General features: G+C 68.9%; 10 protein-coding genes and 1 pseudogene. 6 read left to right on the top strand and 5 right to left on the bottom strand.

Annotated elements, in window-relative coordinates; genetic code table 11:
- Window positions 1–38: 38 nt before the first annotated feature.
- From ACLBYD_RS00585 to ACLBYD_RS00575, 3 genes are all read right to left on the bottom strand, one after another.
- A complete protein-coding gene (locus tag ACLBYD_RS00585) occupies window positions 39–584 on the bottom strand; it encodes a ferritin (RefSeq protein WP_229568520.1) in 546 nt (181 codons plus the stop codon).
- A 140-nt stretch (window positions 585–724) separates the two neighbouring features.
- Entirely contained in the window at window positions 725–1939 is a 1215-nt protein-coding gene (locus ACLBYD_RS00580) for an LCP family protein (RefSeq protein WP_447815343.1), read from the bottom strand.
- A 199-nt stretch (window positions 1940–2138) separates the two neighbouring features.
- Window positions 2139–2945 (bottom strand): CPBP family intramembrane glutamic endopeptidase, encoded by an 807-nt coding sequence (locus ACLBYD_RS00575; protein ID WP_447815005.1) that lies wholly within the window; start codon window positions 2943–2945, stop codon window positions 2139–2141.
- Window positions 2946–3141: 196 nt separating this feature from the next.
- On the opposite strand from ACLBYD_RS00575, the gene ACLBYD_RS00570 reads away from it, so the two are divergent.
- A complete protein-coding gene (locus ACLBYD_RS00570) occupies window positions 3142–4443 on the top strand; it encodes an MFS transporter (protein WP_447815004.1) in 1302 nt (433 codons plus the stop codon).
- A 35-nt stretch (window positions 4444–4478) separates the two neighbouring features.
- Here the strand turns inward: ACLBYD_RS00570 and ACLBYD_RS00565 are convergent, their stop codons facing one another.
- Entirely contained in the window at window positions 4479–5246 is a 768-nt protein-coding gene (locus tag ACLBYD_RS00565; protein WP_447815003.1) for a DUF2470 domain-containing protein, read from the bottom strand.
- Window positions 5247–5354: 108 nt separating this feature from the next.
- Between ACLBYD_RS00565 and ACLBYD_RS00560 the strand changes: the two are divergent.
- From ACLBYD_RS00560 to ACLBYD_RS00545, 4 genes and pseudogenes are all read left to right on the top strand, one after another.
- Window positions 5355–6022: pseudogene (locus tag ACLBYD_RS00560) on the top strand (hypothetical protein).
- Between the two features lie 74 nt (window positions 6023–6096).
- Window positions 6097–7023 (top strand): prephenate dehydratase, encoded by a 927-nt coding sequence (gene pheA, locus ACLBYD_RS00555; protein WP_447815002.1) that lies wholly within the window; start codon window positions 6097–6099, stop codon window positions 7021–7023.
- 2 nt (window positions 7024–7025) lie between these two features.
- On the top strand, window positions 7026–7688 hold the full coding sequence (locus ACLBYD_RS00550; protein WP_447815001.1) for a histidine phosphatase family protein: 663 nt from the start codon (window positions 7026–7028) through the stop codon (window positions 7686–7688).
- 92 nt (window positions 7689–7780) lie between these two features.
- Entirely contained in the window at window positions 7781–8416 is a 636-nt protein-coding gene (locus ACLBYD_RS00545) for a TetR/AcrR family transcriptional regulator (RefSeq protein WP_447815000.1), read from the top strand.
- Between the two features lie 43 nt (window positions 8417–8459).
- Here the strand turns inward: ACLBYD_RS00545 and ACLBYD_RS00540 are convergent, their stop codons facing one another.
- Entirely contained in the window at window positions 8460–9035 is a 576-nt protein-coding gene (locus tag ACLBYD_RS00540) for a dihydrofolate reductase family protein (RefSeq protein ID WP_447814999.1), read from the bottom strand.
- Window positions 9036–9105: 70 nt separating this feature from the next.
- On the opposite strand from ACLBYD_RS00540, the gene ACLBYD_RS00535 reads away from it, so the two are divergent.
- Window positions 9106–9681 carry a TetR/AcrR family transcriptional regulator gene (locus tag ACLBYD_RS00535; RefSeq protein ID WP_447814998.1) on the top strand — a complete coding sequence of 192 codons (576 nt, stop codon included), beginning with the start codon at window positions 9106–9108 and terminating at the stop codon, window positions 9679–9681.
- Window positions 9682–9701 lie beyond the last annotated feature (20 nt).

The raw sequence follows: 9701 nt of genomic DNA, 5'->3' as shown, positions 1-9701 counted from the left end.
CGTCGTTCCGGGTGGGCTGTCCCCGGATGGAGGAACGATCAGATGGCGCCGCCGGCGGCGAGCGGGGCGTTGCCGCGCGGCTCGCGCACCTTCGAGTTGAGCTCGCGGGCCACGAAGTCCTCGAGGTTGAAGAGGTTGGAACCGGCACGGTCGGCCACGGTCAGCAGGGTCGTCATCGTCGCGACCTCCTCGACCTGTTCCTGCAGGAACCACTGCATGAACTGCTCGCCGAGGTAGTCGCCCTCGTCGCGCGCGGTGCGGGCGAGCTCGACGATCTGGTCGGTGACCTTCTTCTCCTGGGCGAGGGCCAGCGCGATCGGCTCGCGGGCATCCTCGAACATCGACTGCACCGCGTCGACGCCGGTGAGGTCGACGGCCATGTCGCGGTCCAGGAAGTACTGGACGATCATCATGGCGTGGTTGCGCTCCTCGACGGCCTGCGCGTAGAAGTGCTTCGCCAGCTGCGGGAGATCGGTGTTGTCGTAGAAGACCGCGATGGCGATGTACTGATGCGACGCCGTGAACTCGTGGCGGATCTGGTCGTGCAGCAGCGTGTGGAACTTGGTCTTGGTCATGTCGCCCATCGTCGTCATGATCACGACGTTAGTGCAGGTCAGCGCGTTTTTCATCCAAGTGTTGGCTACCCTTCCACAAGGCAGCATCGGCTACCCTACGGAAAATTCGGACAGCCTTCCCCAAGATCGACGACGATTCGCGGCGTCCGTCAGGGGGCCGGAGCGAGCAGTTCCGGCGGGATCGGGTCGCCCTCCGAGATGGCTCCGAAGAACGGCACGGCGCGCTCACGATCCCACAGCAGGACGTTGCCGATGCCGTAGACGTCGTCGAATCCGCCCACCGGAACCGTCGTGGTGACCGTCTCGCCGCGCATCGCCCACGCGAGTCGCGCGAGGTTCCACAGGTGGTCGCCGTCGTCGACCCGCAGCGACCCGGCCGCACCCGACATCAGCGACCATGCCCGGAAGGGATTCAGGAAGGTGCCGGGGCTCGTGGCCTTGCTCAGCAGCGCCGACAGGAACAGGCGCTGATTGTTCATCCGGTCGAGGTCGGCGAGCGGGGTGGCGCGCGTGCGCACGAAGCCGAGGGCCTGCGCTCCGTTGAGCTCCTGACATCCGGGTTCGAGTCTGAGGCCGGCGAGCGGGTCGTCGATCGGATAGGGCACGCAGATGTCGACCCCGCCGACCGCGTCGACGATCGACGCGAACCCGCCGAAACCGATCTCGGCGTAGTGGTCGATGTGCACGCCTGTGGCGCCCTCGACCGTCTGCACGAGCAGTTGCGGCCCGCCCAGTGCGAACGACGCGTTGAGTTTGTCCTGGCCGAAGCCCGGGACGCTCACGTAGGAGTCGCGGGGCAGGGAGACCATCGTCGTGGCACCGCCACCGGGCGGGATGTGGACGAGCAGGACGGTGTCGGTGCGGTCGGCGCCGACCTCCCCGCCCGTCGCGAGCTCCTGCTCCTGCTCGGGGGTGAGTCCCACCCGGCTGTCGGAGCCGACGAGCAACCAGTTCGTGCCGGGAGTGTCGCCGACACGGCCGTCGTAGTCGGCGAGCGCGTCGACGCGCGCGAGCTTGCCGTCGAGGTAGACCATGCTCGCACCCATCGCGACGACGAGCACGACCAGGACGATCGCGAGTCGCCGCAGGATGCGCCGGGCACCCAACGGGCGGCGCGGTGCGGGTCGGGAGGGCGGTGCCGCAGGGCGTCGCGGGGGAGCGGGCGGTGGGGTGTTCCCGCGCGGAGGACGCCGGTTCGGGGCGGGTTCGGCGAACCGTTCGGGTCGCTGCGTCGGCGCCCAGTCGCGTCGTTGCTGCTGCGGAGGCGGTTGCTGCCGGTCCTGCCGCGGAGCAGGCCGGTAGTTCGGCGCGGGCGCCTGCGACCACGCCTGCGGTGACTGCGACCGTCCGTCGCGCCGCAGCACCTGGGTGCCCTCGGGGGACGGCGGGGGGCCGCCGCGACGCTGTGACGGAGGAGCGCCCCGTCGCTGCGGTGGCACGCCGCGCTGCGGGTTCGGCGGTACTGCCCGCCGGGCAGGAGGGCCCTGCGGGGGAGGTCCCTGCGGAGGCCGCGGCCGGTTCCGAGGGTCGCGAGGGTCGCCGTTCACCCGGACAACTCTACGTTCAGGGCAGCCAGGACACGTGGCCCCTCAGTGCTTGGTAGCCCACGAAGGCGATGGTGTCGATGAGTGCGTGGGCGATCACGAGCGGCCACAACCGGCCGGTGCGCTGCCAGTAGCGTCCGAAGACCAGGCCCATGACGACGTTGCCGAACCCGCCGCCGACGCCCTGGTAGAGGTGGTAGCTACCGCGCAGCAGGGCGGAGGCGAGCAACGACGAATTCTCCGACCAGCCGAGCTGCCGTAGGCGGGTGAGGAGATAGGCGACGACCAGGATCTCCTCCGCCCCGGAGTTGGCGATCGCCCACAGCACCTCGGTGGGCAGTCGCCACCAGTAGTCCTCGAGCAGGCTCGGCGCGACCGTCAGGTTCAGGCCGGCGGCCCGCGCCACCAGGTACAGCACCAGTCCGGGGAGTCCGATCAGGGCGGCCAGCCCCACGCCGGGCAGCAGGTCCCGGCGCAGACCGGGTCGGGCGAGGCCCGCGAGTCGCGGTCCGACACCGCTGCGCCAGAGCAGGTACAGGCCGAGGGCACCCCAGGCGAGCAGGCGCACGATGCCGAGGAGTTGGCGGGCGAGATCGATGAACCCCTGCGACGAGCGTGGCGTGTTGAGGGCGACGGTCTGATCCGACAGTGGTTCCGGTGCCAGCGCCGCCTCGGCCAGCGACAGGATCGACGAGATCCCGCTCAGGCCGAAGGTGACGAGCAGGACGATGGTGATCTCGATCCACAGTGCTCGGCGCTCGGTGGGGTCGAGGGGCGGCTCGGGATTGCGGGATGCGGGCCGCAGCCAGTCGCGGAGGGTCGTCACCGGAGCGATTGTGCCGGACCCTGCGTGGCCGGTCCCTTCGCCGCGGAGAGGCGATCCCACCGGCTCGCGGTGATGTGTCCAATTTGACAGCGGTCCTTGTGACCCATCACACTTCAACACGCCCGACCGATCGATCGCTCGGGTGCGGATAGGGGCCTGTGGGCCGAGGGGAAGTCTGCGACCCGGAAGTAGGGACATGAACATCGAAACACCTGAGAAGAATCCAGCTGCAACAACTTCGGTGACTCTCGCATCGAAGAAGAAGTCTCTTCTCGCCAGCTCCGTGGGCAACATCCTCGAGTGGTACGAGTGGAGCGCCTACGCGGTGTTCGCTCCGTTCATCGCCGCGGCGATGTTCAACAGCGACAATCCGGTCTCGGCACTGCTGTCCACGCTCGCGGTCTTCGCCGTCGGATTCCTGATGCGACCGCTCGGCGGCATCGTGTTCGGCCGCATCGCCGACAAGCGCGGCCGCAAGTTCGTGCTCGTCACGACCATGCTCATGATGGCCGGCGGCAGCCTCGTCATCGGGCTCATGCCCACCTACTCGTCGATCGGCGTGTGGGCGTCGGTGCTCCTGCTGCTCGCCCGCGTGGTGCAGGGCTTCGCGCACGGTGGCGAGTCGGCGACCGCCTACTCGTACGTCAGCGAGATCGCGCCGCCGCATCGCCGCGGCATGTGGGGCAGCGTCGCCTTCGTCGCGATCTTCGGTGGTTCCGTGTTGGCGTACACGATCGGCGGAGCGGTCACCTCGACACTCTCCGAGAGCGCCGTGGGCGAATGGGGATGGCGCGTGCCGTTCCTCCTCGGCTTCTTCCTGGCACTGTTCGCCCTCTACCTGCGACGCAGCATGGAGGAGAGCGAGGTCTTCGACCAGCAGGAGACCCGGGTCGACGAACCGCGCATCCCGCGCAAGGTGGTCGTGCGGGCGATCCTGCTGATGATCGGCATGACCTCGGGTGTCACGGCGGCGCACTACACGTGGACCTCGTACGTCTCGACGTACGCGATCACGCAGAAGGGCATGGACGCCGACACCGCCTACTGGATGCTCGTCATCGCCCAGGTCATCGCGCTGGTGTCGCTGCCTTTCTGGGGTCTGCTCTCCGACCGGATCGGCCGGCGCCCGATGCTCGGCGGCTTCGCGGTCCTCATGTTCGCGCTGCAGATCCCGCTGACGTCGATGATCACGTCGGCCGGGTGGACGCTGCTCGTGTCGACCACTCTCGCCCTGCTCATCGTGTCGATCCCGGGCGCGATCCTGTCGTGCACCCTGTCGGAGAGCTTCCCGACCCGCCTGCGTACCCAGGCCATCGGCTTCGCCTACTCCTTCTCGGTGGCGGTCTTCGGTGGCACTGCGCCCTACCTGAACCAGCTGCTCACCGGCTGGGACATCGGCTGGGTCTTCGGGGTCTACATCATGGTGCTGTGCGTCGCGACCGGCATCGCTGCGCTGATCATGAAGGAGACGAAGGGTATCGATCTGCAGAAGGTCTGATCCATACGATTCCGAGTCCTGCCGCCGCGTACCGCTCAGGTGCGCGGCGGTAGTCCGTTGCGGAAGGGGCAGCCGACGAGCAGGCGCAGTGCGCGACCCAGGGCGGCGGGATCGTCGACCGGTTCGTGGAAGGGGATCCGCACGTCGTGGTCGTCGCCTTCGGACTCGACGCGCAGGCGCAGTCCGTAGCGATCGAGACCGAGGGGACGGATCCGTCCGCCGCGGTGCGCGGGCGGGATGCGTCGCGCGATCTGCCGCACGATGTCGGCGTGGTCCTCTTCGAGGTGCTGGAGCCACCCGGTCTCGAGTGCGGCGAACGGGTCGGGAGCGGCGTCGAGGACTTCGGCGACGTCGACGGCCTCGGCCCCGGTGGTGTCGGCGGCGACGACGGAGTCGAGCGTCAGGCACAGCAGTTCGGAGCGGTGTCCGACGTCGAGGAGTTCGGGATGCGGCAGGATCTCCGCGATCTCGGCGGCGATCCGGCGCGGATGCTCCACGGGACGCAGGGTGCCGCTCAGCCAGATGAGCGAGCGGACCGGATTGCGCAGGGCGATCGGGGAGTGGTCGGTGAGCTCGAGCATGGCGGGGATGCCTGCGCTGCCGGCCTGCCAGGCGAGTGCGACGGGGAGGCTGTCCTCGGCGACGACCACCGCGACCTGCCCGTCGTCGAGGAGATGATGAACCGAGGTGGGGAGCGGGTCGCAGCCGTCGATGGCGAGCTGCGTCGTGTCGGCGCGGATGAGGGCGGTGCGTACGCGTTCGGCCGTGGTCGGCGCGGGGATGACGGATGTGGTGGTCTGCATGCCAACCCTCCTTCTCGATGTAGGTGAGGCAAACCTAAGTCATTGTGATCGCGGTCGCAAGTGGTCCGTCGGTAGCCTGGATCGGTGCCGATCCCACTTCCCCTCGGAATGCCGCCGTCCCGCGACGAGCCCCGCGGACTGCTCGACGCGTTGCTCACGCACCGGCACGACAGCCTCACCGACGCCCTCGCCGCGACCGGCCGCATGCTCGCCCCGCCGGTCGTCCCGGCCACTGCCGTCACCGGATCGCCGACCCGCGAGCTCGTCGTCGAACTCGACGCCTCGGCCGAACTGCCCTCGCCCGCCGGGTGGCGTCCGGTCCGGTACCAGGTCGACTGCGCGACCGAGGAGCTCGAGGACGTTCTCGCGATCACCGCGCCGGCACCCCTGGTCGTCTACCCGCACGTGCCCGACGCCGCGCTCGCCGACGCCGCCCGCGCGCTCACCGAGGCAGGTCACATCCCCGGCCTGACCGCAGGTCGCGGGGCCGACGCCGTCGCCGACTTCCTCTCCGTCCTCGCACACGCCGACACCGGATACGCCGCCCGCGCGACCGGCACCGACGATGTCGTCGCGTTGCTCGCCGCCACCGTCGCGGCGCTGAGCGGTTTCGACGTCCGCAACGCTCTCGCGGCTCCCGACGTGACCCGGCTCCGGCGGCTCGTGCCGGAGGCCGCCGCGGCGGTGCGNTGCGGGAGATCCTGCTGGTCGTCGAGGTCGACGACACCGACGCCGTCGTCCGGGAGCTCGAGGCGCTCGACCTCACCACCGGCTGACACGGAGCCACCGCTCGGGTGCGGTTCACGCAGAGTCCGCCTTCCCGTCACGACCGATGCGTAACCTCGTACACGTGCCACGTATCGCCTATTTCGGACCCTCGGGAACGTTCACCGAGATGGCCCTCGACCGCTTCGAGAGCCTCGGTGCACTCGACGTGCTCGGCGACGGATCCGCCGACGTCGAGCGCGTCTCGGCCGCCAGCCCGCCCGCTGCCCTGCAACTCCTGCGCGACGGGAAGGTCGACGGTGCCGTCGTCCCCATCGAGAGCTCCGTCGAGGGTTCGGTGCCGCCCACCATGGACGCCCTCGCTCTCGGGCCGCGCCTGCAGATCGTGTCCGAGGTCGAGCTCGACATCGCGTTCACGGTGGTCACCCGCGAAGGGATCACCCGCGATCGGGTCCGCACGATCGGCGCCTATCCGGTGGCTGCGGCGCAGGTGCGTCGCTGGATCGAGGACCACCTGCCCGACGCCGAGCTCGTGACCGCGGCCTCCAACGCGGGAGCCGCCGAGGACGTCGCGTCCGGCAAGGTCGACGCGGCGGTGTCCACGGCGCTCGCCGGACAGCGGCTCGGCCTGTCCGTCCTCGCCGACCAGGTCGCCGACTTCGAGGGCGCCCGCACCCGCTTCGTGCTCATCACGCGGCCGCGGCCCGTGCCGAAGCGCACCGGTGTCGACCGCACCTCGGTCGTGCTGCAACTCCCCAACGAGCCCGGCTCGCTGGTGCGCGCCATCACCGAGTTCTCCACGCGCGGAATCGATCTGTCGCGCATCGAGTCCCGGCCGACCCGCAGGGAATACGGCACCTACTTCTTCCACTTGGACTGTGTGGGTCACATCGACGACGCGCTGGTCGCCGAGGCGCTGCAGGGACTGCACCGCTTCGCGCAGGTGCGGTTCCTCGGATCGTGGCCCGCTGTGTCCGAACACGGTGTCCCACCCGTGTCGGACGACGAGGATGCGCGGTGGCTCGACCGACTGCGGCGCGGAGAGGACTGACGGTGAGCGGCAGATTGATCCTGGCCCGGCACGGCCAGACGGTGGCGAACGTCGCCCGGAGACTCGACACGAAACTCCCCGGGGCGGAGCTCACCGAGCTCGGCGTCGAACAGGCCCGCACGCTCGGGAAGAACCTCGTCGAGCGGACGCCGTCGCTGCTCGTCGCGTCGCAGGCACTCCGCGCTCGGCAGACGGCCGAGCACGCGGCACCGGCGGTGTCGCTCGACGCGGTCGTCCGCGAGGGTGTGCACGAGGTGCAGGTCGGCGAGCTCGAGGACCGCAGCGACGAGGAGTCGCACAAGCTGTTCATGAAGGTCTACGAGGAGTGGCACAACGGCGACCTGCGGGCACGGGTCCCGGGCGGTGAGTCGGCGCTCGACGTGCTCGACCGGTACCTGCCCGTCCTCGAGTCGCTGCGCAGCGACTATCTCGACGCCGGTTCGGGCGACGTCGTGGTCGTCAGTCACGGCGCCGCCATCCGCCTCGTCGCCGCCTATCTGGGGAAGGTGCCGTCCGGCTTCGCCATCACCAACCACCTGGCCAACACCGAGACGGTCGAACTGGTGCCGGTGGCCGGCGGTGGCTGGGAGTGCGCGCGCTGGGGAACCTTCTTCGCACCCTTCCACGACACCGCGCGCGGCGGTACCGACGACCCGATGGGGTGATACCGCCCACCTTTCGATCCTTCGAGCGCAAAACATACGGGTATCCTCGGGGCGTCCGTATGAAGTAGCGATCGGTAGGTAGGTGCGGTTTCATGGGTGCTTCGAGCGACGGGGCCGACACCCTCACCAACGGTGAGGCGATCCCGGACTGGCGCATCCTCGAACCGATGCAGCTCAGTCCCATCCTCACCGCTGCCCTCGACGCCTTCTACGAGACCGGCTTCCACGGCACCTCGGTGCGGGAGATCGCGCGCCGCGTCGGCGTCACCGTCCCGGCGCTCTACTACCACCACGAGAACAAGGAAGGGCTGCTCATCGCCCTTCTCGAGCTCTCGACCAGCGACGTGCTCTCCCGAGCCCACGCCGCCGCCGAGGACGCCGACGGCGACTCGGTGCGCAGGCTGTCCAATGTCATCGAGGCGATCGTGCTGCGCATGACCCTGCGGGCCCGCCTCGCCGCGCTCGAGGGTGAGGCCCGCTACCTGAGCCCCGAGAACCGCCAGCGCTACCGTGCGGTGCGCAAGGGCGTCGAGCAGCTGGTGCGCCAGATCGTCGAGGAGGGCGTCGCCGCGGGCGTGTTCGACGTGGACGATCCCGCCGAGACCACGCGTGCCCTGCTCGGCATGTGCCAGTCGATCCCGCGCTGGTACCACGCGGAGGGCACGCTCAGCCCCGAGGCCGTCGCGCAGAAGTACGTCGGCATCGCGCTCAAGACCGTCGGGGTCTGACGGCCGGATCCGGTGTCGGTCGAGGTTCGGCGGCGCTCGAATCTCAGCGACGCTCGAACCAGGTGACCTGCGTGCCGTTGCTGAACTCCTCGCGCGCGGTGACGTCGAATCGCGTGGGGACGAAGTTGCCCGACAGTGCCGGAATACCGTCGCCTGCGATCAACGGATAGCTCTTGAAGATCAGCCGGTCGATCTCGTCGACCAGTTGCCCTGCGATGTTGCCGCCACCGCAGAGCCAGATGTCGAGCCCCTCTTCCGCCTTCAGCTTTCGGACCAGCTCGACCGGGTCGGTGTCGACGATCCGGACCTGCGGATCGTCTACCGGCGCGAGAGTGCGGGACACGACGTACTGCTGCATGTGGCTGTACGGGCTCGTGAGTCCCAGCGAGAGACCGGGTTCGTAGGCACCGCGCCCCATGATCACCGTGTCCCATTCCTTGTTCGGCGTGTCGACCGGCATGCCGATCTGTTCGCGGAGCGCGGTGGGAACGGCTTCGGGATATCTCGCGCTCATCGCCGCAGCCATGTCGTCGCAGATCGGATAGAAGTCGTACTCCCCGTTCGGCCCGGCGATATAGCCGTCGAGGGTCACTGCCACGTAGTAGACGAGCTTTCGCATAGTGGACCACCATTCGTAGTACTATGAGTGAAGTGGTTTGAACGTAGTACTACATATGGAGTGGTGTCAAGTGGTTCGGACGAATCCGGAACGACGACAGGCCTTGTTGGATGCCTCGATCGAGGTGCTGGCGCGGGACGGCGCGCGCGGGCTGACCTTCCGCGCGGTGGACAAGGAGGCCGGGGTCCCGACGGGGACGGCGTCGAACTACTTCGCCAACCGCGACGACCTGCTCGTCCAGGTGGGTCACCGCTACTACGAGCGGCTCCTGCCGGCCGATGAGGTCATGGCACAGTCGCAGGCGCCGCAGACCCGCGAATCCATGATCGAGCTGATGACGGAGGTCGTCGGCCGGCTCATCCGGTTCCGCGCCGGCTATCTCGCGCTTCTCGAACTACGTCTCGAAGCCACCCGGCGGCCCGAACTGCAGGCCCTGCTCACCGAGCGGGTGCGCGCCGACCTGGATTTCAACATCGCCAACTACCGGCACTCCGGCCTGCCGGGTGGCGAGGACGCCGTCGTGCTGCTCTATCTCGCATTGAACTGGCTGGTGCTCGACCGGCTCACCCTCCCCGGGATCGTCGACGAGGACCGTGTCGCCGAGTTGGTGCGGGCGGCCGTCGAATGCGTGATCCCCGACGCCTGAAACGATTTCGGTGGATCCGG

Source organism: Rhodococcus sp. C26F, assembly GCF_053345925.1.
The sequence above is the reverse complement of the archived record's forward strand: the minus strand, read 5'-3'. Positions and strand labels throughout refer to the sequence as shown.